At 45.8% G+C, this 25,741-nt stretch carries 27 protein-coding genes; 8 read left to right on the top strand and 19 right to left on the bottom strand.

The genetic code is table 11. The annotated features are described in order from the left end of the window. Positions 1 to 6 precede the first annotated feature (6 nt). Positions 7 to 1,293 (bottom strand): ATP-binding protein, encoded by a 1,287-nt coding sequence (locus tag HPY28_RS09715; protein ID WP_254613029.1) that lies wholly within the window; start codon positions 1,291 to 1,293, stop codon positions 7 to 9. A 283-nt stretch (positions 1,294 to 1,576) separates the two neighbouring features. Between HPY28_RS09715 and HPY28_RS09710 the strand changes: the two genes are divergently transcribed. Continuing rightward, a complete protein-coding gene (locus HPY28_RS09710) occupies positions 1,577 to 2,761 on the top strand; it encodes an amidohydrolase (protein WP_069845512.1) in 1,185 nt (394 codons plus the stop codon). 58 nt (positions 2,762 to 2,819) lie between these two features. Here HPY28_RS09710 and HPY28_RS09705 read toward each other — a convergent pair whose 3' ends face one another. The 13 genes from HPY28_RS09705 to HPY28_RS09645 all read right to left on the bottom strand — a co-directional run bounded on the left by HPY28_RS09705 (position 2,820) and on the right by HPY28_RS09645 (position 16,637). Next, positions 2,820 to 3,989 carry an FAD-dependent monooxygenase gene (locus HPY28_RS09705; RefSeq protein WP_174230490.1) on the bottom strand — a complete coding sequence of 390 codons (1,170 nt, stop codon included), beginning with the start codon at positions 3,987 to 3,989 and terminating at the stop codon, positions 2,820 to 2,822. Between the two features lie 15 nt (positions 3,990 to 4,004). Then, the gene (gene cysK / locus HPY28_RS09700; RefSeq protein WP_069845514.1) at positions 4,005 to 4,919 is read right to left on the bottom strand and encodes a cysteine synthase A; all 915 of its coding nucleotides are present in this window, start codon (positions 4,917 to 4,919) and stop codon (positions 4,005 to 4,007) included. Positions 4,920 to 5,052: 133 nt separating this feature from the next. Next, positions 5,053 to 6,105, bottom strand: coding sequence for a hypothetical protein (locus HPY28_RS09695; RefSeq protein ID WP_174230489.1), 1,053 nt, complete (start codon positions 6,103 to 6,105; stop codon positions 5,053 to 5,055). A 124-nt stretch (positions 6,106 to 6,229) separates the two neighbouring features. After that, positions 6,230 to 7,060, bottom strand: a complete 831-nt coding sequence (locus HPY28_RS09690) for a hypothetical protein (RefSeq protein ID WP_174230488.1) — start codon at positions 7,058 to 7,060, stop codon at positions 6,230 to 6,232. 152 nt (positions 7,061 to 7,212) lie between these two features. Next, entirely contained in the window at positions 7,213 to 8,199 is a 987-nt protein-coding gene (locus tag HPY28_RS09685) for an ROK family protein (protein ID WP_017251128.1), read from the bottom strand. A 27-nt stretch (positions 8,200 to 8,226) separates the two neighbouring features. Next, positions 8,227 to 9,051 carry a sugar phosphate isomerase/epimerase family protein gene (locus HPY28_RS09680; protein ID WP_174230487.1) on the bottom strand — a complete coding sequence of 275 codons (825 nt, stop codon included), beginning with the start codon at positions 9,049 to 9,051 and terminating at the stop codon, positions 8,227 to 8,229. A 5-nt stretch (positions 9,052 to 9,056) separates the two neighbouring features. Further along, the gene (locus HPY28_RS09675) at positions 9,057 to 10,031 is read right to left on the bottom strand and encodes a Gfo/Idh/MocA family protein (RefSeq protein WP_173622409.1); all 975 of its coding nucleotides are present in this window, start codon (positions 10,029 to 10,031) and stop codon (positions 9,057 to 9,059) included. 15 nt (positions 10,032 to 10,046) lie between these two features. Beyond that, positions 10,047 to 11,021 (bottom strand): Gfo/Idh/MocA family protein, encoded by a 975-nt coding sequence (locus HPY28_RS09670; RefSeq protein WP_174230486.1) that lies wholly within the window; start codon positions 11,019 to 11,021, stop codon positions 10,047 to 10,049. A gap of 13 nt (positions 11,022 to 11,034) precedes the next feature. Beyond that, complete coding sequence (locus HPY28_RS09665; RefSeq protein ID WP_174230485.1) at positions 11,035 to 12,024, bottom strand: Gfo/Idh/MocA family protein; 990 nt, start codon at positions 12,022 to 12,024, stop codon at positions 11,035 to 11,037. A gap of 70 nt (positions 12,025 to 12,094) precedes the next feature. Continuing rightward, complete coding sequence (locus tag HPY28_RS09660) at positions 12,095 to 12,937, bottom strand: carbohydrate ABC transporter permease (RefSeq protein WP_017251123.1); 843 nt, start codon at positions 12,935 to 12,937, stop codon at positions 12,095 to 12,097. 30 nt (positions 12,938 to 12,967) lie between these two features. Continuing rightward, a complete protein-coding gene (locus HPY28_RS09655; RefSeq protein WP_173622406.1) occupies positions 12,968 to 13,927 on the bottom strand; it encodes a carbohydrate ABC transporter permease in 960 nt (319 codons plus the stop codon). 71 nt (positions 13,928 to 13,998) lie between these two features. Beyond that, a complete protein-coding gene (locus HPY28_RS09650) occupies positions 13,999 to 15,279 on the bottom strand; it encodes an ABC transporter substrate-binding protein (RefSeq protein ID WP_017251121.1) in 1,281 nt (426 codons plus the stop codon). Positions 15,280 to 15,431: 152 nt separating this feature from the next. Further along, positions 15,432 to 16,637, bottom strand: a complete 1,206-nt coding sequence (locus HPY28_RS09645; protein ID WP_174230484.1) for an ROK family transcriptional regulator — start codon at positions 16,635 to 16,637, stop codon at positions 15,432 to 15,434. A gap of 220 nt (positions 16,638 to 16,857) precedes the next feature. On the opposite strand from HPY28_RS09645, the gene HPY28_RS09640 reads away from it, so the two are divergent. Then, complete coding sequence (locus tag HPY28_RS09640; protein ID WP_174230483.1) at positions 16,858 to 17,100, top strand: hypothetical protein; 243 nt, start codon at positions 16,858 to 16,860, stop codon at positions 17,098 to 17,100. Positions 17,101 to 17,350: 250 nt separating this feature from the next. On the opposite strand, the gene HPY28_RS09635 is transcribed toward HPY28_RS09640, so the two are convergent. Next, positions 17,351 to 19,576: a glycosyl hydrolase family 18 protein gene (locus HPY28_RS09635; protein WP_174230482.1), complete on the bottom strand. Its 2,226-nt coding sequence runs from the start codon at positions 19,574 to 19,576 to the stop codon at positions 17,351 to 17,353. Positions 19,577 to 19,881: 305 nt separating this feature from the next. On the opposite strand from HPY28_RS09635, the gene HPY28_RS09630 reads away from it, so the two are divergent. The 5 genes from HPY28_RS09630 to HPY28_RS30895 all read left to right on the top strand — a co-directional run bounded on the left by HPY28_RS09630 (position 19,882) and on the right by HPY28_RS30895 (position 23,315). Next, positions 19,882 to 20,400 (top strand): hypothetical protein, encoded by a 519-nt coding sequence (locus tag HPY28_RS09630; RefSeq protein ID WP_017251117.1) that lies wholly within the window; start codon positions 19,882 to 19,884, stop codon positions 20,398 to 20,400. A 696-nt stretch (positions 20,401 to 21,096) separates the two neighbouring features. Then, complete coding sequence (locus tag HPY28_RS09625; RefSeq protein ID WP_174226543.1) at positions 21,097 to 21,366, top strand: hypothetical protein; 270 nt, start codon at positions 21,097 to 21,099, stop codon at positions 21,364 to 21,366. 224 nt (positions 21,367 to 21,590) lie between these two features. Continuing rightward, complete coding sequence (locus HPY28_RS09620) at positions 21,591 to 21,977, top strand: hypothetical protein (protein ID WP_174230481.1); 387 nt, start codon at positions 21,591 to 21,593, stop codon at positions 21,975 to 21,977. Between the two features lie 374 nt (positions 21,978 to 22,351). Further along, a complete protein-coding gene (locus tag HPY28_RS09615) occupies positions 22,352 to 22,750 on the top strand; it encodes a hypothetical protein (protein WP_069845525.1) in 399 nt (132 codons plus the stop codon). A gap of 295 nt (positions 22,751 to 23,045) precedes the next feature. Next, positions 23,046 to 23,315 carry a DUF1871 family protein gene (locus HPY28_RS30895; protein WP_371813453.1) on the top strand — a complete coding sequence of 90 codons (270 nt, stop codon included), beginning with the start codon at positions 23,046 to 23,048 and terminating at the stop codon, positions 23,313 to 23,315. Here HPY28_RS30895 and HPY28_RS09605 read toward each other — a convergent pair. From HPY28_RS09605 to HPY28_RS09595, 3 genes are all read right to left on the bottom strand, one after another. Continuing rightward, positions 23,224 to 23,631, bottom strand: a complete 408-nt coding sequence (locus HPY28_RS09605) for a dATP/dGTP diphosphohydrolase domain-containing protein (RefSeq protein ID WP_254613098.1) — start codon at positions 23,629 to 23,631, stop codon at positions 23,224 to 23,226. The genes HPY28_RS30895 and HPY28_RS09605 overlap by 92 nt on opposite strands. A gap of 380 nt (positions 23,632 to 24,011) precedes the next feature. Further along, positions 24,012 to 24,443: a hypothetical protein gene (locus tag HPY28_RS09600; RefSeq protein ID WP_174230479.1), complete on the bottom strand. Its 432-nt coding sequence runs from the start codon at positions 24,441 to 24,443 to the stop codon at positions 24,012 to 24,014. 256 nt (positions 24,444 to 24,699) lie between these two features. Beyond that, positions 24,700 to 24,933, bottom strand: a complete 234-nt coding sequence (locus HPY28_RS09595; RefSeq protein ID WP_254475982.1) for a hypothetical protein — start codon at positions 24,931 to 24,933, stop codon at positions 24,700 to 24,702. 140 nt (positions 24,934 to 25,073) lie between these two features. Here HPY28_RS09595 and HPY28_RS09590 point away from each other — a divergent pair, with 140 nt between their 5' ends. Next, the gene (locus HPY28_RS09590) at positions 25,074 to 25,409 is read left to right on the top strand and encodes a DeoR family transcriptional regulator (RefSeq protein ID WP_085965035.1); all 336 of its coding nucleotides are present in this window, start codon (positions 25,074 to 25,076) and stop codon (positions 25,407 to 25,409) included. A 56-nt stretch (positions 25,410 to 25,465) separates the two neighbouring features. Here HPY28_RS09590 and HPY28_RS09585 read toward each other — a convergent pair whose 3' ends face one another. Beyond that, positions 25,466 to 25,699 carry a DUF3850 domain-containing protein gene (locus tag HPY28_RS09585; RefSeq protein WP_035291682.1) on the bottom strand — a complete coding sequence of 78 codons (234 nt, stop codon included), beginning with the start codon at positions 25,697 to 25,699 and terminating at the stop codon, positions 25,466 to 25,468. Positions 25,700 to 25,741: the final 42 nt, after the last annotated feature.

Below are 25,741 nucleotides of genomic sequence, written 5' to 3'. Positions count from 1 at the left end.
TCTTGCCTATTTCACTGGCAACCAAACGGTAAATCTCGTGATTCCCCGCTCCGACCCAACCTCAATTTTCCCCTTGTACTTGTGAACAACTGAATCTACAATCGTCAGACCCGTTCCACGCGAGCCACATTTTTTCTCTGTTTTCGTTGTATAGCCCTTCTCGAAAATACGTGCACGTTGTTCTGGCGTTATTTCCGGTCCTGTATTTTCCACTTGGAAAATAATATGTTCTTCATCACAGCAAAAATAAATGCTGATTCGCTTTTCCCCATCCGCTAATTCAGCCGCTTCAATCGCATTATCAATCAGATTCGATAAAATTTTGATCAGATCAATGGAAGGAATACTATCCATTGGATCAGAACATTCTTCAAATTGCATTACGATTTGTTTGGATTTAGCCTGCTCCCATTTCGTGTGAAGCAATACCATTAAGGCAGGATTCGCAAACCTCACGGTGAGGTCCAGAAGCTTGGTTTCTTTCAGCAGCGACTGCACGTAATCTCGTGCTTTTGGATAATATCCGCATTCGATCAATCCGTACAGCACTTGCATGTGATTGACGAAATCATGGCGTATGGAGCGCATCGAACAAATGACTGAGCGTAATTCATCCTGATAGGTTTCTTCCGTCTCGCCAACTGCTGCCTTGATGGCGCGTTGGTACCAGCGTTCCATGCAAAGAACCAGGAAGATCAGTACGACGACAAAAAAACCTTGAATCGCAAAAACAGGAATGCTGTTACGAACGACATCATTTCCAATGTCCTCGACGATGGCTACGTCCGTATCTACTCCGATGATTCCAATGATTCTTCCTTCTCTATCTCTAAGCGGCGCACCCGCAGACATGTAAACCCCGTAATCTGGATCTCTGATAATATCTGAGTAGTACGCTGATGATCCTTCGTAAATCATTTGAATGTGCTCAGAAGATAGAACAATAGGCATACCGATATCAAAATTTTGCTGCGCACTTGGAGGTCTTGCGACGATCATCGCGCGACCACTCTGCCTGTCTTCATTGACTTGAATCGTGTATAAATACAGCAGACCGAATTGCTCACGTGCTTGATTCAATTGCTGTTCGATTCGTTTATAGGCGGGGGTCTCTTTTACCGGATTTCGTAAAAACTCCTGGTACGCGTCAACATCTAGACTGTCTGCTACCACCGAAGCAGCTTTCATGCTTTGATTCGCAATGGAGAGTCGGACGGATTGAATCGTATTGAAATAGGAAATCGCGATGCTTACACAAGTCAAGATCAAAACAAGGATACCAGAAACGAGCATAATGAGTAGTACTCTAGGATTTTTTGGATGTGAACTCGTCATAATCCCCTCAATCTATCTGTTCAAAAAGTCGTCTGTGGATGACGCAGTTGTACTAAAAACACGACCTTTTGAACACGTCTCTCTAATATTCTAGAGATTTCTACTGGAAATGTCTACATAATATGAATTTCGCTTCATTATAGTTCTCAAAATCATACATTGAATTATGATTCGGAATATTTTTATAATAAGACGAATACGAAATACCAATCTCTTTCCCTAGGAAAAAGGAGTGGGTTCGATGGAAGAAAAATGGTTTGCCCGACTGCAGGAGATTTATCCAGAGCTTGTTTCATTCAGACGTGATTTGCATATGTATCCCGAGCTTTCTTTTCAGGAGGAAAACACAGCGAAGAAAGTTGCGGACAAGCTGGCTTCTTTTGGTATAGAAGTACAAACCGGTGTCGGCGGCATGGGTGTTGTCGGTCTCTTGCGGGGTGGAAAGCCAGGAAAAACAGTTGCGTTGCGGGCTGACTTCGACGCCTTGCCCATTCAAGATGAAAAAGAAGTACCGTATAAGTCCCGCATTCCAGGCGTTATGCACGCTTGCGGTCACGATATACATACCTCAGGACTTTTGGGAGTCGCACAAGTGTTGAGCGAGTTTCGCGATGAGCTCCCAGGAAATGTGGTATTTCTGCATCAGTTCGCGGAAGAGCTACCACCTGGTGGCGCCAAAGCCATGGTGGAGGCGGGTTGCCTCGAGGGAGTCGATGTCGTGTATGGCGCGCACGTCGCCTCCGAGCTTCCCGTAGGCACTGTCGGGATCGGTCATGGCTACATTACGGCAGCAGCAGACAGCTTTGAGATCGTCTTGTACGGAAAAGGCGGACACGGTGCTTATCCTCATACCTCCGTTGATCCAATCGTATTGGGCAGTCAGGTTGTCATGAATTTGCAGCAGATTGCCAGCCGTCAGGTAGATCCGCTGAAACAAGTCGTTCTGTCTGTTTGCTCCTTCGTGGGCGGGGGCGAAGCGTTCAACGTCATTCCTGATCAAGTAAAGCTAAAGGGAACCGTCCGCACGTATGACGAGGAAGTGAGAGTCGCGGTTGAGCAATCCCTGAAACGTATCGTGGAAGCCAGTTGCCAGGCAGTCGGCGCTACTTGCGAAATCATGTACCAACGCGGCTACCCAGCTACTTGGAACGATGAGACCGAGACTCCGCTTTTTGTAGCAGAAGCCAAGCGGATTTTTGGTGAGGAGCGCGTATTGAAAATCCCACCTGGCATGGGCGGAGAGGACTTTGCTTACTTTGCCCAAGAACGCCCCGCTACCTTCTTCATGGTCGGTGGGCGCAACCCGGAGATTCAGGCGACGTATCCGCATCATCATCCCAAATTCGATGTTGATGAGCGCTCCATGATTCAAACCGGTCAGTTATTCATTGCAGCGTTGCTAGCCTATCAGGCACGTCATCAATAAACGGATAAAGTTGAAAGGCAAGGGCCTCATGCACCTTGCCTTTTTTCTGCCGCCGTATTCACACCTCGTGTCCAACAATCCAGTCCAGTCTTCTGCTCTGGATACGGGCAGGAATCGTTTTTAACAGGAAATGACGGGTCGCGATGGCCAGCGGATTTTCCCACTGGGTGACTGCCCCCATTAAGCGCGAACCTTTCACAATTGCATTCGCCCGCTTCTTCCGTTTCTCTTCATACATACGCAAAGCATAAGCCGAGTCCGAGTCCGCATCGGCTTCTGCCAAGCATCTGGCCAGCACAAGTGCGTCTTCCATTCCCTGACCCGCTCCTTGCCCCAGATTCGGCAGCATCGGATGGGCCGCATCGCCTACTAATGTAACTCGGCCCTCACTCCATCTCCTGAGTGGTGCACGATCGTAAATATCATGCCGCAAGATGGCTGCATCCTCTGTCGCCTCAATCACTGCACGTACTGGCTCATACCAGCCATCCAGTCGGCGCAAAGTCTCTCGCTTTCGGCCCAGCGGTCCATCCTTTTCTCCCTCAGGTGCATTGATGGCGGCAAACCAATGAATTCGATTGTTGCCGATATGGGAAAACCCGAAACGAATCCCCCTGCCCCATGCTTCAAAGCCGCCTCCTGACTCCAGTGGATAACGAGGGTCTTGGTAAGTAGCAATCCCGCGAATCGCCGTGTACCCGGAGTATCTCATCGACTCTTCACCGAACAGTCTCTTTCGTACATGAGAATGAATCCCGTCCGCTCCGATCAGAATCGCCCCCTGTGTACTTGACCCATCTGCAAAAGCGGCTTGAACCCTTGCTTCTTTTTGAGAAAAAGAAACGAACTGCTTGCCTAAAACCAATTCATGTGTTGAGATTTTCGCCAAAAGAGCCTGCTGTAGATCAGCCCGATGAATCAAGTAGCTGTCAGCCCCGTACCGTTCTGCTTGTTCCGTGACAGGTAGCTCGACTAACAAATTTCCCTTCCAGTCGCGAATCCTTGCTGAACGGACAGCTGCCCCAAGCTCGCGTACTTCCTGTCCAACTCCCAGCTTATCCAATGCCTTCATCGCATTGGCAGCCAAAACGATTCCAGCACCGATTCCTTTATGCTCCCGTGCCTGCTCATAAAGCGTCACTTGCCACCCCTTTTGCTTCAAGGCAAGCGCTGATGCAAGCCCGCTCAAGCCTGCCCCGATGATCAGCGCGTGTTTTTCGTTGCTCATCGCCTTTTCTCCTAATTAGAAAAGATTCATACTCAAATACCGCTCCCCCGTGTCAGGCGCAATGCAAACGACCCGCTTACCCACTCCCAGCCTTTTGGCAATCGTGATGGCAGCAAAGACCGAGGCACCCGATGAAGGCCCGACGAGAATCCCTTCCAACGCTGCAAGCTGCCTCATGCTTTGTAGGGCGTCTTCGTCTGCGATTTGAATGATTTCATTATAAACGCTTGTATTGAGGATTTGCGGAACAAAACCGGGGCTCGTGCCTACCAGTTTATGTGGACCAGGCTTTCCGCCAGACAGAACCGGGGAGCCTTTTGGTTCGACAACAGCGATATACAGCTCCGGGAGCTTTTCCCGCAACGCTTCGCCTGTCCCGGTAATCGTTCCACCTGTCCCAGCAGTGGCGACAAAAGCATCCAGTCGACCATTCGTTTGCGTAAAAATTTCCTCAGCTGTCGTCGTTCGATGAATGTCCGGGTTCGCCTGATTCTCGAATTGCTGAGGAATAAAGCTGCGCGGAATCTCGTTTTGCAGCTCTTGCGCTTTGGCAATCGCCCCCGGCATTCTCAGCTCGCTCGGTGTCAATACCACCTCTGCCCCATACGCTTTCAATATATTGATCCGTTCCTTCGACATATTGTCAGGCATGACCAAAATCGCGCGATAGCCTTTTGCTGCGGCATTCATCGCCAAGCCGATTCCGGTATTTCCGCTCGTCGGCTCTATGATCGTATCCCCCGGTTGGATCAGTCCCGCTTGCTCAGCCGTCAAAATCAGATTGTAGGCAGCGCGGTCCTTCACACTTCCGGACGGATTGAATTTCTCCAACTTCACAAAAACTTCTGCTGCTCCTTCAGGAACCATGCGCCTCAGTCGAACAATCGGCGTATTTCCAATCAATTCGGTAATGTTCTGGTAGACGCTCATCGTACTCCTCCTGGAAAATTTGCCTTATGATTATCTCTTAGTAATACTATAAGAATAATACAGTTTTTTCGACCTGAAAACGACAAGGGTGCCCAAATGGGAAAAAGCTCTCGAATGAGAGCCTTTTTCCTGTCTAAAAACCATACTTTGCTTTTGTCTGATTCAGTACATTCACCGCTTGTTGATACAGGCCGTGCGCGGTTTCTTTCACTTTTGCTTGTCCGCTTTTGTCTACCGAGCCTTGGCGCTGCTTCGCCTGCGCGATTGAATCGGTCGCCGTCTTGACTGCTGCATGGATTGCTTTTTCCCTTTTCTCGGCATCCGGCACGCTCGCTTTGATTTCCGCCCATATCGTTTGGATATCCTTCAAGTCGGTCTCCATGATGGCGATCATTTCCTGCATGTTTTTGTTTTTATCCTGGATGGAACCATCCATCGTGTTCATCCCATCGACCAACACTTTCATACTACCCAGTGTTCCTTGCATGACCTCGAATTCCATCTTGCTCAAGCCTGGCTGTGTCGAATAGGTACGAATCTCTTCCAACAGTCTTTGCAGCTCCGCTATTTGATCGTTTGAAAACTGCGCTTCATCCGTAAATTGCAGCTCGTCCAAATACTTTGCCGTTTCAATCAGATCAGCCTCTAGCTTTCCTGTCTGTTCTACTTTTTTGGCGAAGTCGACACGTGCTGCTTCTTTGACTCTTTGTTCTGCTACTTCTTTCTTTTTTACTTCCGCTTCCTCGTTGGTCCGCTTGGTTAGTGTCGCCAATTTACTTTCATACGCGCTTTTGTTTGTGGCAACCAGACTTGTCGATCTCTTATTCTCTTCCATAAGCAGACCGTCAAATTGGAGCTCATCACCCTTCACTGTGCCGATGATATCCTGACCAGTTGCCGGATTTTTGAGAGTCAGCTTCTCCCCATCCAGCGTTCCCTCCAGCAAGATCGACTCCGTTTTCAGAACAGGGATGCTGTCTTCTGCTTCGACGATGGAATCCTTCATTTCAACGTTTACTTTCTCGTTATTCACCGTGACACTCGTGTATAGCATGCGTGTATCGTCTTCATACAAATACCCTTCCGCCAGTGTCACAGGACCAAGGAATCGATAGCCTGCGTATCCCAGCAATGCGACGATGACCAGAGCCATGACGATCATGATGCTTTTGTTTTTTCCATTCATGCTGCGACCCCTTTACCCACAATTTCTATTACGTTTGACCTGTTTTTCCTGCCAAAACGTGCCATAGTTTTATGATACATGAATCGCGGGGGAAAACCCTATGAGTCTAAAGGCCAAAACAAGCTTAAATATAGGTATTACCAAAATCGTGGCTAAAATCGAGCGTTTGGTTTTCTTCAATCGTAATTTTTGAAAGTTCATGTTTATACAACAAAAACGTAGCGGCTTCGAAATTTTCCCAATCCCTAACGTACGGATTTAACGTATAGGCAGTAAGGTCATCTACAGGTTCCTGCACATTTCGAATGGTTTGTTTTGACACTACTAAGATATGATACTCCCCAGCAGGCACGTTGCCGATCTCGTAATTTCCATACCCATTTGCTTTTGCAGCATACAATCCCGAGCCTTTTGGAGCAATGGTATCATACGCAAACATACCCTCTTCCAGATCTGTAATCGTATTTTTATCAAAGTCAGTAGGAATGAGGTAAATCCTTGCATTCACATCCGGCTTCGTCCCAACAAAATCGTTATATTGCCACGTAATCGTGCCCTTGAGTGCTCCCTTTTCAGTAGGAAGTTCGGTTCGTGATACCTGTCCTCGCTCATTACTTTGTTGGCCTGGCGTTTCGACGGGATAGGCCGCTGGCATTGCCACGTCCGTTGCACCAGTTCCCTCAGAGGAAACAGCTACAGCGTTTGAATGCTGATTTGTGCCCGCTTCTTGATCTGTCGACGCCGGACTTTTGGGTGCAGGAGTAGTTGCAGGCTGATTCACTTCCTTTTTCGCTACAGGTCGCGCACCTAGTAAATCATCAAGATTTTTCCCAGATAAATAGAAAATAGCACCGCTGGCAATTCCGAGGATTAAGGCAACTACAAACAAAAAAGTAATGAGTTCTTTGAAAAATCCTGGCTTCTTCGCTGCTTTTGCTGTTTTGGCTTCTGCCATGGTACCCCTCCGTCTATTTCTCTCTATTCATGCGAAAATTTTTCCAATCTATATTTTACCAAATGAAAAGAATCTAGGTCTAGGCTTCTATGTCCGCTTTCATAGGAAAAAGCCGATGTATTCAAACATCGGCCCCCACAACTCTCATTCTATTAAACCTCAACCATTTCACGCTCGGACGGATAATACATGCCTGCTGCACCGAGCACACCTGCTTCCGCTCCGATCGTCGTCAACTGGATGTTCGCTTGGTTTGCCATCCGGGAGATAGAGCGCTCGCGAATGACGTTCTTCGCTTCCGCAAGCAGCAGCTGTCCGTTCTTCATCACACCGCCACCAATGACAATCACCTGCGGATTGAACAGATGGATCAGATTAGTCAGCCCGACCCCGAGATAATAACCAGCTTCCTTCATCAAGGTCATGCTGAGTAAATCTCCCCGAACCGCTGCCTCTCCGACCTCTCTCGCCGTTATCCTGCTCAGGTCATTCCCATTTTCAACGAGCAACGAGCTGGTAACACCCTGTAGAAGCTGTTCCCTAGCTCTACTTGCCAAAGCCAGCCCAGACGTGTAATTTTCCAGACATCCTCTATTCCCGCACACGCACAACGGTCCTTCGGGATCAAGCGAAATATGCCCGAACTCCCCGGCACTATCACCAACACCTGTCATCAGCCGTCCTCCACTAATAATGCCAGCACCAACACCCGTACTGACCGTTACATAGATCAAGTCTTTCGTGCCTCGTGCACTTCCAAACGCCCATTCTGCTACCGCTGCTGCATTGGCATCATTGATTAAGTGCACGGCTACGCCAAACCGCTCCTGAAGCATCGCACCGATCGGCACATCGCTCCAGTTTAGATTGCTCGCAAAAATGACCATTTGGCGCTGTGTATCAATAATTCCCGCAGTTGCAATCCCGATCCCGCGAATGCAAGAGAGAAGGATGCCGCTATCGTCTAAGACAGTCTGCACCAAATCACCGATACGACCGATGACTGTCTGCGCTGCCTCTTCTGTTTGGGTCGCTGCGTTCGCCTGACTGAGGATATTGCCATGCTGGTCGACGATCGCGGCTATGATCTTGGTACCACCCAGATCAATCCCGATGGCATATGGTTTGTCTTGATTCATCTTACGCTTCACATCCTTGCTGTCCATTCACGATTGAAAAATGGCGTCCAACGCTTGGGACGTATGCGCGATCAATTGCTCAGGCAACTGGCTGTAAGGCGAGATTTCCGGGATGATGTAGCCGTCGTACCCGATCTCACGCAATGCTTCCACCACACGGTTCCATGGAATATCGCCAGCAAGCAGCGGCACGAAACCTGTGATGTTGCCAGTCGACGTCTTGAAATCTTTGACGTGAATAGCTTGGATTCTCTTGCCCAAAATGCGAATCCATTGCTCAGGAAAACCGAATTGCAGCACGTTGCCTACATCAAAATAAGCACCTACCCATGGACTGTCTACTTCATCGATCAAGCGGGCCATCTCCAGTGGACTGAGCAAAAACTTGTTCCACACGTTTTCTACCCCAATGTATACCTGATGCTGCTCTGCCTTTTTTGCCAAGCGCTGCAATGCTTCACGCGCTCGCTCGTAGGCCGTATCATACGACACCTCAGCCGTTACGAGACCTGGGACGACGAGAACGGTCCGTGAGCCAAAAATGCTTGCCGCCTCTATCATTTTCTCGACAACACGAATGCCTTGCTCGCGGATCGCTTCCTCATTGTGTGTCAACGGATATTTCCATAAAAGAGCCGTAGAGACGCTTGGCAGCTCCAAACCGAGCTCGCGAGCCTCATCCGCCAAGCCCTTTAATTCCTGCTCTGTCATTTCTAGATGAAAGGGAGCATCTCCCTCGTCCAAATTCAGTTCTACCCCTTGATAGCCATGTGCTTTCGCCTGGCGAAACATTTCTTGCACGCTCGTTTCCTTTGGGAAGCACCACGTATTGATTCCCTTTTGAAAAGTCATGTTGCTCACTCCCCTTTTCTCAAAATAGTGACAGGCTTCCCTTCTTGTGCCGATTGATTCGCTGCCAACGTTACTTCTAGCGTCTTTCTCGCTGATTCATACGGCGACAGAATCAAGCTGCGATCCCCTGTCAAAATCGCTGTGATAAACGCCCGATCTTGCTCCATGTACATATCCACCGTGCTCTCTTTTGTACGTGTTCCCTGCTCATCCAAGATCACTACTTTCTTTCCGTCGATCATGACGCGGAAATCTTTGCCCAAGATTTCTACATTCGTACGGTGATCCTGCTGGATGAAACACGTATCCAGATGTCCTAGCGCCCCTGACTGAAACACCATACTGATGGAAGTCACGTCCGGAATATCGATGTTTGGAATGTCACGCGAGACGAGTAAGGCCATCTGCGCATAGACCTTCTCGATATCTCCTGCCAAATACCGCATCATGTCAAGCGTATGTGTCGCCTGCTCGACAAGCTGTCCACCTGACTTGCCCATTTCCCTCCACCAAGGCGTCGTGACGAACTTGGTCAAATAATGGCCGCGGACGAGTGCAATCGACTTGCCCTCCAAGTACGCTTTCGCTTCCTGCACGATATCGAGATAGCGCAGGCAATAGCCAGTTGCAGTCATAATCCCTGCCTTTTCAATCGCTGCTTGCTTTTCGTTCACTTTCTGTATGTCCAGCCCAATTGGCTTTTCCACAAACAGATGAATGCCTTTCGCCGCCGCCGTTTCCTCAATCTCTTCATGTGCAAAAGGAGGGACGCACACAAACAAAGCATCCAGCTTTTCTACCTCCAATAGCTCACGCCAAGAGGTGTAGCCATGCGCACCAATGCGCTCAGCAGTCTCTGCAGCCGCCTCATGGTTCACGTCGCACACTGCAACGACCTTTACCCTTTCGTCCGTCAACAAGCCTTTCAAATGATGCTGCCCGATTCCACCTACGCCGATCATGCCTACACGTACACTCATGCGTTATTCACCGTCCTAGCGTAATACGACTGGTTGCTTCTGTTCAGCAGATTGATAAGCTGCGAGTGCTACTTCCACCGCTCGCAAGCCGTCTTCACCGGTAATCGACGGTGCTTTCTTTTCACGCACGCTGGTGACGAAATCTTTGACCAATTGACTGTCCATGTCATCGCCCCAGTTGACCCACTTCAAGCCTTTTTCATTGGAATAGACATCCAGCTTTTGAGAAAAAGCGTCGAGCGAGATCGTGCCTTCTGTCCCGATAATTTCCATCGTCACGTCTCCCCATGTCGGGAAGGCCTTGTTGCGAGACCAGCTGCAATCGAGTGTGGCAAAAACTCCGTTCTCAAATTCCATGGTCAAAATGCCGCAATCATCAATCGGTGTATCGGAAAACTTGCTGTCTACCTCCGCATAAACCTCACGCACTTCAGAGTCCATGAACCAGCGCATCAAATCAACAACGTGAACGGTGTGATCGATCACTGCACCTCCGCCGGATTTTTCCGGATCGACGAACCAGCCACCAGGATTTTGTCCACGGTTCGTACCCCGGATCGCCATGATACGTCCGACCTTGCCTTGCTCCACCAGTTGCTTTGCTCGCACGACAGCCGGATGGAATCGCACTGGGAATGCCGTCTGCAAAATGACGCCCTGTTCGCGGCAAAAGTCAATCATCTCTTGAGCAGCCTCTGCTGTTGTCGCCAGCGGTTTTTCGCACAAGATGTGCTTGCCAGCCTTCGCTGCCGCTAACGTATGCTCTTGGTGCTTGGCATTTTCCGAGGTGACGATGACCGCATCGATATCCGTTGCGAGCAGCTCATGATAATCGGAGAAGAACGGAACGCCAAACGTTTCAGCCGCCGCCTTTCCGCGCACTTCATCCTCGTCTGCTACCCCGACCAATTGAACCCCATCTAATTTCGCAACCGCATTTGCGTAGCTGTATGCATGCATATGTGCAACACTGATGATTCCGAGTTTCATGTCCAGTCCCCTCCTACACCAAAGTTACGGGTTTACCCGTTTCGATTGACACAAGCGCAGCACGAGCGATTTCTACCGCTTTCACGGCATCTTCTGCCGTCACGAGTGGCTCCAGATCACGGTCGATGCATTCGATGAAATGCTTCAATTCTCTGAAATACGGGTTTTCACGCAACGGACTCTCCGGAACTGCTACTCCGCTCATACCCGCTTGCTTCGAGCGATTAACCGCCACTAACGGTTTTTCCTTCGAACTGTCGTAGGAAATGATGCCTTCCTTGCCTGCCAGCTCCATTTTCATCGCGAAGCCTTCATGTGCCCACGAGCCTTCCACATGTGCGATCATGCCGTTCTTGAAACGAAGCGTAACCAGTGCGTAATCCATCCGGGCAAAACCTCGGCCAAGCAAGCCTTTCGCGTACACACGCTCCACATCCCCGAAGCACCAACGCAAAAAGTCAAAATCGTGAATGATCATATCTAAAACAAGGCTGCCACTGTTTTTGTAGTCCGCGTACCAGTCGTTCCACGCTGTCGGGAAGATACCACCACGGAACGTACGTGCCACACCAATGTTGCCAATCGCGCCGTCATTAACCAGCTGACGGGACTTCTCGTACTCTGGGAAAAAGCGCAGGACGTGTCCGACGAACAGCTTGACGTTCTTCTCCCGGCAATAATCAACGATAAAACGAGCTTCTTCCTTATCACGAGCCAACGGCTTTTCGCAAATGACATGCTTGCCTGCATCCGCTGCCTTTTTTACATAGGTTTTATGCAGGTACGTAGGCAAACACACATCTATGATGTCGACCTGCGCCAGTTTTTCCATAGCTTCTTCATAACTCTCAAACCATTCCGTTTTTGTCTCGGCTGCTAGCTCTTTTCCTCTCTCGCTGCGGATATCGACGATCCCGACCAGCTTGACGTTTTCCATGGCAGCATACGATTTCGCGTGAACAGTCCCCATGGTGCCTGCTCCGATTACCAGAACATGATGCATAATGGTTTCACTCCTTTTTTCGAAAATGACTATTTGCGGTTTTTCAAAAAGCCAACTTTTTGAACTTGTACTATTTGGACCCAGTTAGGGTAATTCCCTCGACAAAATGCTTCTGCAAGAAAATAAAGACGATAATCATCGGCCAAATGGCAAGAACGGAGCCCGCCATCAATATCGGGTAGTTCGTCAAATTGGTGTGCTCGCCTGTCAAGTACGCCAAGCCAGCAGAGAGCGGCATTTTATCAGGCGTGCTGTTGACGATCAGCGGCCACATCAGGTCGTTCCAAGACCACAGCGCTACGAAAATGGCGAGTGCGATCAAGCCGGGCTTCGCCAGCGGTAGCATAATTCTCCAGTAAATCTGAAAATGGTTGCAGCCATCGAGCTTCGCCGCTTCTTCCAGTTCTTTTGGCAGCGACATGAAAAACTGACGCAGTAGAAACGTGCCGAATGCACTGAACAAGCCCGGTACAATTAATGCTGTCAACGTATTCAGCCAGCCGAGCTCTTTCATAATCATAAATTGCGGGAGCAGAAACACCTGACCTGGCACCATCAAAACGGTCAAGAACAGGATGAACAAGGCGTTTCGCCCTGGAAATTCAATTCGCGCGAATGCGTACGCCGCAAGTGAGCAAAGGAATACTTGCCCGACTACCTTCGCCAAGGTTGTGATCACGGTATTCCAATAAAAATCCAAGAACGGCAGCATCTCAAAAATATGGGTGTAGTTCTCCCATTGATACTTGGTCGGCAAAATGACCGGAGGCACCTGTGTCGATTCGCCCAGTGACTTGAGCGAAGTGAGAACCATCCAGATGAATGGCGCAATCATCACGAGAGCACCTGCAATCAACAGCAGATGAATGAACAACTTCTTGCCCATTTTGTTCCGACTCGTATAAACACTCATTCCATATCCCTCCCGTCTGTTCAGCTTTAATTAATCATAGTGAACCCATTTTTTCTGCAATTTCATTTGAATAGCCGTGACAATCAGGATCATCACCAGAAGCACGACGGCAACCGCGGCCGCATAGCCACCGTTCCCTGATTCAAATCCATTGGTAAAGAACAAGTACGCCATCGTTTGCGTTTGCTCAGTAGCTGGATTGCCCATTTTGCTTCCAAGCATCAGATAAATCAGGTCAAATACCTGAAAAGCCCCAATCAAGGAAGTGATACTGACGAAAAAGATGGAAGGAGTCAACAGCGGCAACGTAATCTTGAAAAACATGCGAACCGGTCCTGCGCCGTCAATTTCTGCTGCTTCGTAATAGCTTCTCGGGATGCCTTGCAGTCCGGCCAGGAAAATCACCATGTTGTATCCGATGGAGCTCCAAACGGCAACGATAATCACCGCATACAAAGCAATAGCGGGATCAGATATCCAGCGTGGCCCCTCAATGCCTACCAAGCCCAGTAAATAATTGATCAGACCGTAATCAGCGTTGTACAACCATCTCCACACCATCGCCACCGCTGCCGCCATCGTCACAACGGGCAGGAAGTACAGGGTGCGATAAATCGTAATCCCCTTAATTTTCTGATTAAGCAGCACAGCGATAAAAATGGAGATAGCGATACCGACAGGAACTGCGATCACTGTATAAATCAGCGTGTTTTTCAGCGCGATCCACAAGTAAGGGTCCTTAAACAACAACTCGTAATTATGTAAGCCAGCCCACTTGTACTTGCCGAATCCTCCCCATTTGGTAAAGCTCAAATAAATGGTTTGTACGATCGGCCATAAGTAGAAGACACTCAAACCGATCAGTGTCGGAGCAATCATGAGATACGCCCAGAACCAATCATTTCTCTTCATATGATTCAACGATTTTTTCGTTTTTTGCTGGACGGCGGCGTGCATTTCAGGCTGCAACTGGCTGCTCATCGCATTCATTCCCTCCTTACATAAGCTTTTCAAAAAAGGATGGCCTCGTCCATGATACGAAGCCATCCATCATGGACCTTTTATTCTTGACTAAGCATTTCATTCATTTTTTGCGCGAGCTCTTTGGATGCATCCTCTACGCTCATTTGTCCAGCCCAAGCCTTGGTCATGAGTTCTGTTTCCAGCTTGGCCCATTTTGCCGTGTCCTTCGAGATCGGATACGGTTTCGCTACAGCTGCCTGATCAATAAAAATTTTCAGATTAAAGTTCGGCATGGATTGTATCCATGTATCCTGTGTTCCGTTAAATGCCGGAATCGCAGCACCCGATTTTGCCAGGATTTCTGCCCCTTCTTTCGAGCCCAAGAATTTCACGAATTCCCATGCTTCCTTCGGATGTTTGGTATTAGCCGAAATCACGTTGCCCAGGCCGTGAATAACGCTTGTGTTCTCTTTCCCTTTTGGAAGATACGTCACGTCCACTTTGTCCTTTGTATACTCATTCTTATTAAAAGCGGATGCCATCCATGATCCGTTGTACATCATCGCGATCTTGCCTGATTCAAACAGCTGTGTTGCCTCTGTTTCGGACAATTGCGCTGCTGTTGGCGATGCTTTTTCGTTGATCAGGTCTGTCCAAAACTTGAGGCCATCGATCGTTTCCGGTTTGTCATAGCCGGACGTTTTCTTGTCTTCCGAAATAATATAGCCACCGTTTTGATAGATCGTGTTATAGAAGCCGTCCTGTCCATAAGGAGGTGCTGCAATTCCCCAAACGCCTTTTTTCTCATCAGTCAGTTGCTTTGCTACTTCCTTCAGCTTGTTCCAATCCCAAGTTTCGTCTGGATACGGTACTTTTGCGTCGTCAAACAGCTTCTTGTTGTACCAAAGGCCAATGGTGTCGAAATCTTTCGGTAGCGCGTAGTTTTGTCCATCGTAGGTGTAGAGATCAACGAGAGCTTTCGGATAATTGTTCAGATCGATGCCATCTGCCTTCATTTGATCTGTAAGCGGCAAGAGCATGTCATTCGCTGCGTATTTAATGATACGTGGACCATTAATCCAAAAAATGTCCGGCAAGGTGCCACCCGTTGCGGCTGCCTCCATCTTTGTCCAGTATTGCTTGTTAGGCGTTAGCTCTATTTTGATGTCCACGTTCGGGTTCTTTTCGTTAAACTTTTTCGCCATTTCCTCCATCGCAGGCAATTGGTTTTTGTCCCACAGCGCATATGTGAGCGTTACCTTTTCACCTGAAGCAGCACTGCCAGTCGTTCCAGCTGGTGCGGAGCTCTGTCCGCCGCCCGAACATCCTGCCACTGCTACCAAGAGAGCAGCCATTGCAATCGAAACCAACTTCTTCATCAGAAATCCCTCCTCGATTTACGTTCTCCTCTTTTACCCCCAAAATATTGCCAAACACGACACGCTCCCCTTTTCGACTCGCCCCCTTTCAACGATTTTTGATGGGTTGACTTTCTTTTTCCAATGACCAAATTAAGTTTGCAAAAAAGATGTTACAAGCTGAAGTGAAAAACATCTTGTAACAAAACAGCAGCAGCAGCCTTGACCTCGAAATCAGCCCCCAATACCGTTGGACGGAATTCCAGCCCTTCGACCATCGTCCCCATCGCTTGAGCCATTACTTGTTTTTGGATGCGCTCAAACAACACTTGATTGTCCCGGATCATTTCTCCACCCAGTATGATCAGTCTCGGGTTGAACAAATTCACCAGATTCACAATACCGATCGACATGTACGAAGCGATTTCGTCGACGATGTCTTGGCATACTTGATCCCCCTGATGCAGTGCTTGGCGAAAAACATCAAATGTGATTTTTGTCATATCTCCGTCTGCCAAATCCATGACGAGCGTTTCTTTTCCGCGTGTAACGGCGGACAGTATACCTGAGTAAATGGCTGGCCACGCCACGTAGTTTTCCAAACAACCAACGTTGCCGCAGTCACAGCGCATCCCGCTTCGATCGACTGTCGTATGTCCGAATTCACCTGCTCCACCACGACTTCCACGGAAGATGGAACCGTTTACAACGAGACCCGAACCAACCCCTTCTCCTACGGTGACAAACAGGAGATTATTAGCATTTAGTCCACCACCGAAGTTTTTTTCTGCCAGGGCGATTGCATTGGCATCATTGTCGAGCCAAGTTTTTAGCCCAAAACGCTCTTCGGCCATGTCTTTTAACGGAACATCATGCAAGCGCAGCTTGGAGTTGAATCGGATGACCCCACTCGCTGCATCGACAATCCCTGGTGCGATGATGGAAATGCCAAGACAACGGCTGACATCATCCACCGACTGGAGAAAGTCCTCGATCGAATCCAGCACATACTGGATGATCAAGTCACTCACTAGACCAGCTTTTACCGGATAGATTTTCTTTTGCTTTGTAGCCGCTTCCAAATTCATTTCGGCAATCGTAATCGCTGTATTCGTAATAGAGACGCCAATCAAAAACTTCCCGTCTGGACAGAAGCGAACCATAATCGGCTTACGGCCACCCTTTGACTCACCTGTTCCATCTTCTGCAACCATTCCGTCACGAATCAGCTCATTGACTGCCGAGGTGACTGTAGTTGGACTGATGCCCTGCTTTTTGGCGATATCACTTCGCGAGATGGGCCCAAACTGGCGAATGGTGTCGAGTATAATAAAGCGATTGAGCTCTTGGATTAGTTTCAGATCTCCAGTTCTGCGCATCGTATTCGTTCATCCTTTATTTTTCCAATGACTTTATAAAGTGATCATACTGAAATTTGTATTTTGTGTCAATTTCGTTTTTTTTTATATTTCGATCAACTTTTTCTGATTGAAAAAGAACCTCCCTTAACCTGCTGGCAAAGGAGGTTCTTCTTGCTTATGGCTTGGCTTATTTCTTATGTATGTTAAAATTTACAAAAAAGGGAAATGGGGCGTTAGTATGAGTGAGCAGCCCTTTTGGTTTAAAGCGACTACAACTGTTGTTATTGTCATTGGAATTTTAGCACTACTGACAAGTGTCGCTTTCTTTCAGCTATTAGCATTGGTAGGCCTTGTCGTTATCTGTACCTCGAAAGGTGTATTGGAATGGAAAAAGAACAGAGACTGGGCTGTTATTATTTTTGGTCTAGTTGCACTACAAATCGCTATTTTTATCAAGGCATTCTATCGCTTTTTTACATAAGCCACTTAGTTAATTCAACATGAGTGGAAAATATTTCTTGATTACTATTATGAACATTAATATAATAATAGTGAATTTGGAATTTTAAGGAGGGGCTTCTATGAATACTGCAATTGCGATTCTTACTTTTATTGGAGATCTTATTCCATTAGTCCTCCAACTGTTAAAAGCCTTTGCTTAATTTCCAAACGAACAAATAGGGGCTGTTCTTCCGTCATTTTCATGACTGGAGGGACAGCCCCTTCCCTACTTATTGGGTATCTACATTTCCTTCTGTTTCTGGTGTTTGTTCTGTTTCTTCAGTACCTTCTGTTCCTTCAGTACCGTCTGTTTCCTCCACAATTGGCTCATCTACATAACCCTCGACGCCTTCAACTGCCGCTTGTTGTTGAACTTGCCAGAGAGCTGCTACATTTGGTGGCTCCCATCCCACGAGTGAAGTGTGTGGTTGCAAACATTTGTATACCTTGCCTTGATAGCTGACCAGATCACCAGGCACGTAGCTTACATTTGGTGCCCACGCTGGGGTTCCCGGATTTGCAGCATCTGTTACACCTACTACCTCGACGCTCTTCTGTGAAGAATTACCTGCCGCATCCTTCGCTACCACAGAGAAGGTATAAGAAGTGTTAGGTGTGAGTCCTGTGACAGTTGCAGTCGTAGTTGTTACATCCGCAGCTAATGCTGTTCCGTTGTAAACCTCGTAATTCGTCACCGCGATATTGTCCGTAGAAGCAGCCCAGCTCAGACTGATACTCGTTCCTGTTTTCCCTGTAATAACCAGATTGCTTGGTGTGCTTGGAGGTTGATTATCTGGCTGAATTGTATCCGTCGTAACCGTTACCTCATTGCTTGCTACGGAGGAATTACCTGCTGCATCTTTCGCCTTCACAGTGAACTGGTAAGCGGTTCCAGCAGTAAGCCCGCTAATTGTAGTAGTTGTACCGGTTACCGTTTTTGCAAGCTGAGTGCCATTGTATACCTCATAGCCAGTAACCCCTACATTGTCGGTAGCAGCTCCCCAACTCAGGCTAACACTTGTCGCTGTTTTTGCAGTCGATTGGAGAGTGGCTGGTGCTGTCGGCGGTACGTTGTCGACTGGAGCTGGCCCGCCCAGAAGATCGCCATACACTTTATCTAGCAGTGCTTTGTTACGGTCTCCGCTAAATTCCCAGAACATCGCGCCTGCCAAACCTTTGGATGTAATATAAGAAGTTTTGTGTCCGATTGAAGTCACATCGTCATAGCTAATATATGTTTTCGAAGCCGGGTTGAAGAGATAGGGCACTTTTGCCGCGTCATTCCAGTGGCGTGTGAAGCCATTTTTGTTCACATAATTATTTTGGATATCCGTGAAGTCAAGCATGCCAGGTTCCCATGTTCCGACTGACGGCCCCGTGCAATTTTGATATTCTCCATTGTTAGCCGTTGCGCAACCCGACCAGCCCCTTCCGTAAAACGGAAGTCCGAGAACGAGCTTGCTGGCAGGAACACCGTCACGGAGATGACCCTCTACAGCTGTTTGGATATTATAGGTTTGAGCATTTGGCAAACCAGCTGCTCCTGCTGCCGGATCATAGGCCAACGGCGCATTATGTCCGCTCTGCTTTTGGAAGGCTCCATAGAAGTCGTAGGTCATAATATTGATCCAATCCACAACCCGGGCAATGTTTCCAAGCTCTGTATTTGCGGCATAACTAGGGCTGGCACCAGAGGCAATCGTCAAATAGTACTGTTTGCCATCCGTTACCTCAGCCGCATCGAGTTTGTCTCTGACAGCCTGTAGCAATAGCGTGTAATTTTGTTTATCTTCTGGACGTGTGCTGTTTCCAGGCAACCCTCCACTAACCGGGTACTCCCAATCGAGATCGACCCCATCCATCTGATATTTCCGGATAAAATCTACCGAGGACTGTGCAAATACTTGGCGTGCAGCCGGATCTGCCGCTACATCAGAGAAGCGATTGGACCACGTCCAGCCCCCGATCGATATTAATGTCTTTAATTGAGGGTTTTTTTGCTTTAATTTTGCCAATTGATTCAAATTTCCGCGGATCGGCTGATCCCACGTATCTCCTGGAAAGGACTTTTGCACATCAATCCATGGATCTCCGAGAACAACTGTACCATTCGGGGCGTTAATATTGCCTACTTCATCCTGGCAAGCCCATGTTTGTGGGTTGGGCCCCGTTGGATCTGGGTTGCCGTGTCTGCCATTCCAGCAAATATCCGCAAATGCGTAGTTAATATGCGTTACTTTATTGGGATCGATATCCGTTACATTGTAGTTTCGTCCATAAGCTCCCCATGAGGGATAGTAGCCAATAATTTTGGAATTGGATACCGCTGTCGCCTCCGCTTGATTTTCCTCTGCTTGTGCCGCCATGGGCAATACGGAAGTGACAAGCAGGGCACCTACCATTAGTACATTCCTAACACATTTCTTGAATTTCATAGTATCCCTCTCGATCTTCATGGATTATGTTACAAATCCATCTTATTACGACTTATATCACGATATGCTAATACATTTACATAAATGGTAATAAAAGGGTTATTGAGCGCAATTGAACATAAAAAAACCCCTCCCTTCCGGCCAAGGGAAGAAAAGGGCGGCTGGGTCACTAGAGATTACCGCCAGCCATGTATTGAAAAAACTCCTCGAAATTTCAGTATTCACATTTTTGTAACAAATCCTTCCATACATCAAAAGGAAAACAATTGATAGTCAAGAAATTCATATTGAATTGGAAAAAAATTACAATTGAGGAGTTGTTTTTTATGAAGCGAACTTTGTCTTGCCTATCTGCTACATTACTTTTAGCTAGTATGTTGGCTACACCATCGTATGCTGAATCAAATAAGACGACTGCCACCTCTCATTCTTCAAAATCAAATCAGTCCATTCAAGCAAAAGCAATAGATCCACATCTATTGAATGGTTTTCGGGTGAAAGAAACTAACAGTGCAACTGTATATTTGGTCATGGATGGTAAAAAAAGAGGCATTGTTAGTGCCGAAGTTTATTTTAAATTATTTAATAATTGGGATGGTATTCGGGAATATTCGTCTCTAAGCAGTATTCCAGATGGGCCAGTCATTGGTGAAAATGCTCAACTGATAAAGTTCCAAAATAGTGCAACTGTCTACCTTTTGGATGAAGAAAATGGAAGAGTCGTTAAGCGCGGCATCACAAGCGCATCTGTTTTTAACAAGTACAATTTTGATTGGAGTAAAATTATTGTACTTGCTGACTCTCTAAAGAATGCATTTCCCGATGGTTCCCTACTAGACAACTAAATTTACGTTTTAACAAAGTTTGATAATAGACACACCTCTTCCATTTGGTTAAGAGGTGTGTTGACGTTTCTTGCGTCTTTCCCCTTCATGAAATACTTCTGTTCCTTCATAAGGATATATTTTGCCAACTTTCATTCCGTATTTCATGACATATCCCCCCTTACATTTATCAAATCGTGTGCTAAGTTCCCATATGCAATCATTCCAATGGTTGATAGATCAATATTTTACAAAAATTTGAAAACAAGTTACACCATTATATTGTCCGTTATATGACATACCTTACTTTTGGGGTTGTCCGCAATCACAATTAAGTAGTGACATTAATGAGTGTAATTGTTGCTTGCAGTTTCGAGTAATTTTCAATGTTTATGGGCGGCTTTATTAGCTGCCCTTTTTACATAATTGCCCTTTAAACTTTGTCGTTCATTTGGATAAGCCTTTATTAAATGAATTTGCGAATCAATTAGCACATTTGCGTTTACCATAGGTTCGTATCAGTTGCCAAGCTTCCCTCATTTGCATTCTCTATACCATGTGAGAGAAACGAGCTGATTAATATGTCGAGAACTGGCGTGGTGGTCATTCCATTCAAACGTATCAGCGTGGCTGGCGTACGGAGGCCAATTATACGCAAATCTCTCTCACAAAAACATCAAATTTAGTATTAACGATCGTTTATAAGGAGGTGCAGAATTGGCAGCACAAAAAGGTGTTACAACTTCGTCGAGAAAAGTGTCCTTAGAAGTACAAAGAAAGAATCGTAGAAAAGCAGTCCGTTTAATCAACAGAATTGTTGTAGTAAGAACAATATTTGATACATTTACAGGCTGTCTGCTCAGTGTCGGACCAAATGGTTTTCGCGTTCGGGTCTACACTGGTAGCAATGAAACGTTCACCATCATCACCATTCCATTAAATTTCGTTATAAACCTCTTTCCTTTCCCTTGCAATTGCAATTGCTAGGTTCAAGGCCCCAGTCCAACGGGGCTTATACATATTCACCAGATATAAGGAATTCAGTAGACGACCTTTGTAAAATAGGGTCGTCTTTCTACTTTCCTATTTCTCATATGTTAATACTTGTTCTCCATTCGAAAGGAAAGAATATTTCGAGTTTTAAAATATTGTATTTTTTGTCATATAAAGGTAACCTCTAAATAAACCGAAATATTAGGAGATGATAGAAAATGAAAAGATTAGCATCTGTAGCTTTATCAATTTTTTCACTCTTTGCCATTGTTTCATCAGCGAGTGCCGCATCACCTCATCCCGTACAATCAAATGTTACAGCTCCAGTCACTGTCACGAAGCTTGTTATTGAAGAAGATATCCCTCGTTACTTCTATCCTGGTGACTATGCTCCGATTTGGGTAACTGCATTTTTTTCAGACGGCACATCTAAGGTTGTGTCAAATGAAGTTAACATACTTGAGGAAGCAGCATGCGAGTACATTAAACAGCCTAGAACTGTATATGCCATGGTTAAAGCGACACATTCTACAGGATCGGATGTTGGATGGTTTACTGTTGAGTACGGTGGCTTAGAAAAGACAATCTATTTTAGTGTTCGATAAGAAATGAAACCAGAGTCCTTCAGTAATATAGAAGGACTTTTTTGTTCCCCTCCCCCTGCCGCCTCTGCCTCATACCGATTTATACAAATGGGATTTCAAAACACATAAGATCATTCCTATCAGTAATAAGTGAAACCGTATATCTTTATTCGCCAAACAGCATCCGGTGTGTCTTAGTTCAAAGGGCACACCGTTTTTATTGTTTCTAGAAAAACTCGCGAAAGGTCTCTTTGGCCAGTTCAAGAGTATTCAGAACTTCTCCATTTAACTAATCGTGTGGTTTGTAAAAAATTGAAATAAGTTGTAACAAATTACCATTAACTTCGTCCTTAAAATGTAAGCAAGAGCAGTATTAGAATCGGAGGTAATTCATTTTGAACAAAAAACTTTTTAAATCCGGAAACTTACTAGTTGTTCTGCCTCTCTTATTTGCACTTTTAATTCCTGCAAGTTTCTTTCTTGACCCATTACCAGCCCAAAGAAATGAATTTGACTGGAAATTACAAGCCGGTTCTGCCAATGGAATTGTATCCAAAACTCCAATTGATGTAGCGAGCGGTTTGTTTTACAATGGTAGGCCGTTACGGAATGCATTAGTAAAAGTAACTTACTTTGACAATAACCAAAATGTGAGCATTGTAATGCAACCTTATGAGGATGGATATGAAGGGATAATTTTCTTCCAAGAATCAGGAAAATATACCCTTCGATTTACTGTAGAAAAAGGAAATATTATAGGCTCAGAAGATTGGGAAATTGATGTAAAAGAGTAAAAATCAATGTCTCTTCTTACACTTCTCGGTGAGAAGTGTTTTTTTAATTTTCATAGTTACCGTTTTGTTAATAACCATTGAACTCAGGCATTTGATCGAGCTGCCACTGCTGCATGGTCTCTACTACGATCTGATAGTCCTCGAAAATCGTGTTCGTTCCGTCGATCCCATACCAGCAGGAATATGTGGTGTAAACGTCTTAATCTTTGTGCAATCCAACATACCCTCCCCTCCCTAACTAATCAGTTAACGTCCGCTTTTTTATGGTAATATACTTAGACTGACCAAATTCGAGGTGAAACAATTGATTTATGCTAAAGTAAAAAACATTATTGATAGATGGGACCCGATTGGGTTAGTTAGTATAGATCCCGAACACGATCATTACCGATTTGAAATAAATGAGATTATTACACTGCTTCAATCTAGCTACAGCACCCCTGAAGAGTTGGCCAAACATGTAGAAACCATTTTCATCGAATATTTCGATGACGAAATTTATGATCATCCGTTCGCAGAATGCCTGGATGTCGCTCACATTCTAATAACAATCGATAGCGATTAACAATGCCCCTTTTAAGTGCTACATCTATCTTTTCCCCCATTCTCTTCATACACTTTTTGATAAATTGCTCTTCGCCAGTCATATATTGAAAAATGTGCCTCAGAGCGCTATCCATAAACTCACTGATCGGCATCCCTTTTTCCCAATTGCGTCCATCGCCGTATTTGATTTCACCTAGCTCACTTCTCTGTGCTATTCGGCGCATTGCTACAGGCGAGAGCACATCATATCTGCCTTTCCCTAGCGCTCGATCTCGTTTTGCTCCAGTTTCAAACGTCTTGTGTTTTCCGTCATCTCGGATTCCAGCAGGCACCATCGTTCCCACACCTTCACTCCCGAAATATTGTGTTAAATACTTTGGCTCCGCTGCCTACCCACACTTAACCCAAAACAGCTATTCTTCTCCGTCGATCCACCACATGTGCTCGAACACAATTGGGGGGGGCCCTCCGTGGATTCATCTTTGCAGTAGAGGATAATTGCTATTTTCATAGTGAACGAGGGCGATCATGCTCTCGTTTTCTTACTTTCTCTTTTGTTAAGTAACGATAGACTAACCATGTGTGGGACAGTCCTCGCAATCGAAGTTTTGATCGCACTGTTTCTTGGCATGTTCTGCCAATGATTGGAGCTTTCGCAAAATCATTAACAAATTCAGCTATTCATTTCATCATCTGTAAAGCGAAATACCGACCGCTAAGTTGTACTACTCTTTGCTTCATTATTTTCAAATACCTCTTTCAGACCGATAAGTGTTGCTATTTTGAAATCTGTCAATCTGGTACTACCAGGACGGATTTCAAGACTTATGAGCTTGAACATGAAATTGCCAATTGCCAGATTTCGTTCGTGATATTGATATTGTATATACTCTTTTAAAGCGTCATAGATGCAACATATCAATAGAGGAAACAGTCGTTCCCACTCTGTATTTCCTTTCAAATCATCTTGAATCAATGCTTCATTCTTAAAGCCAATAAGACCTTGACATGGTTCGATTACGAAATCAACGATGGCATAATGGTCTGGCCCTGCCTGTCTAATATATCTAGCTTGTTTTTCAACCCATTCCGTTACAGTAATAATCGATACTTCTTCTACTTCATAAGGTGGATTAATCCAGATCATAGCGAGCCCCTTTCTGTTTTAACATCTGAAATGATTGCTTCCATAAATAACTCCTTCACCAGATATCTTATTTAAGCACATTCTAAGGAGATAACTGATTGTAATTGTAATGAATTTAGTCTTGGATTTCTAAAGATGAGGCAGTCGGAAGAATTAATCACCGAAGGTCCCTAGATAAACTCCGCTTTATTCTTAACTCCCGTAATGTTGTGTTAACTCATTCGAACCACATACACTTCTTTTATGTGCGACTTATTCACATCGTAATATTCACTCGCGCCCACTTGTTATTTTTCTTTTCGTATACCAACTCTCCGTTATTGTTGATAAATACCCATTGGTCAGTCACTACCACGCCGCCTTCGCGTTTGATCAAAATAAGCGGAACCCCGTTTGTCCAATCCTTTCCGCCATGATGTATGTGAGACGTTTTCGGGTCTTCGTACTTTGTCACTTCCTCCAATTTCTCGATCTTGATTAGATTAATCATGCTAAACCCTCCATTTAACAAATGTGTGTTTTGTAAAATGCCGCTGTACTTCTAGTAAGTTGTTTAAAATCGATTGCATATTTACCATTTTCTTGAAATATGATCTTCATGTAGTTACTTTCCTGAGAGGGTGTTTTTTCATGAGTGCACTTAAGTCGACGTTTATCGGCGCTATTTATTCCGCTCCTTCCCCATTGCCTGGTCAATCGCATCGTTCTAGCTCAAATATTGGTACGGAAGTCCTTCCGCCAGACACAGTTAATTTTCAATGGGTAATAAGTGGAGTTTCCAATCCTAATCAAATTAGTTTTTCTGTCAGTCAAGATGTTAGTGGAGGCAATGATCCTACTCATTTTACTGGAGTAGTTAGCGAGAAAATCACAGATGTTGTTTCTACTCGCTCTCTTTACATTGGGAGTCCCAAGGGTGCACAAGAAAACTTTTTGGTTGAAATCTATGCACTTTCAAGATCATAAATAATGCTGTTCAATTAGGGTGTCCTTTGGGAAACTTCTTTGTTATTTGCAAATGACTATCTTGCATTACCGTTGTGATAAATCAGTGCCATTGACAGCATGACCTTTCCTGGCTGCAGAAATTGCTCATCTGCCAGTACGTGGGTGATAACCCGCCTTACAATCCGACCGATGTACTCTTCTTCTTCTGCGTCCCACTCTCGAAGCAAAAGTGTATCTCCTGCCTTATAGCCTCTATCATTTTTTCGTATCTCTGCCTTTTTGGTGCCGTACATGACCTTAAGAAAAATAAATTTGATTAGCAGTTACATTTTTCCATAATCCTCGTATTT

This window comes from Brevibacillus sp. HB1.2, from assembly GCF_013332495.1.
GTDB lineage: Bacteria > Bacillota > Bacilli > Brevibacillales > Brevibacillaceae > Brevibacillus > Brevibacillus porteri.
The sequence above is the reverse complement of the archived record's forward strand: the minus strand, read 5'-3'. Positions and strand labels throughout refer to the sequence as shown.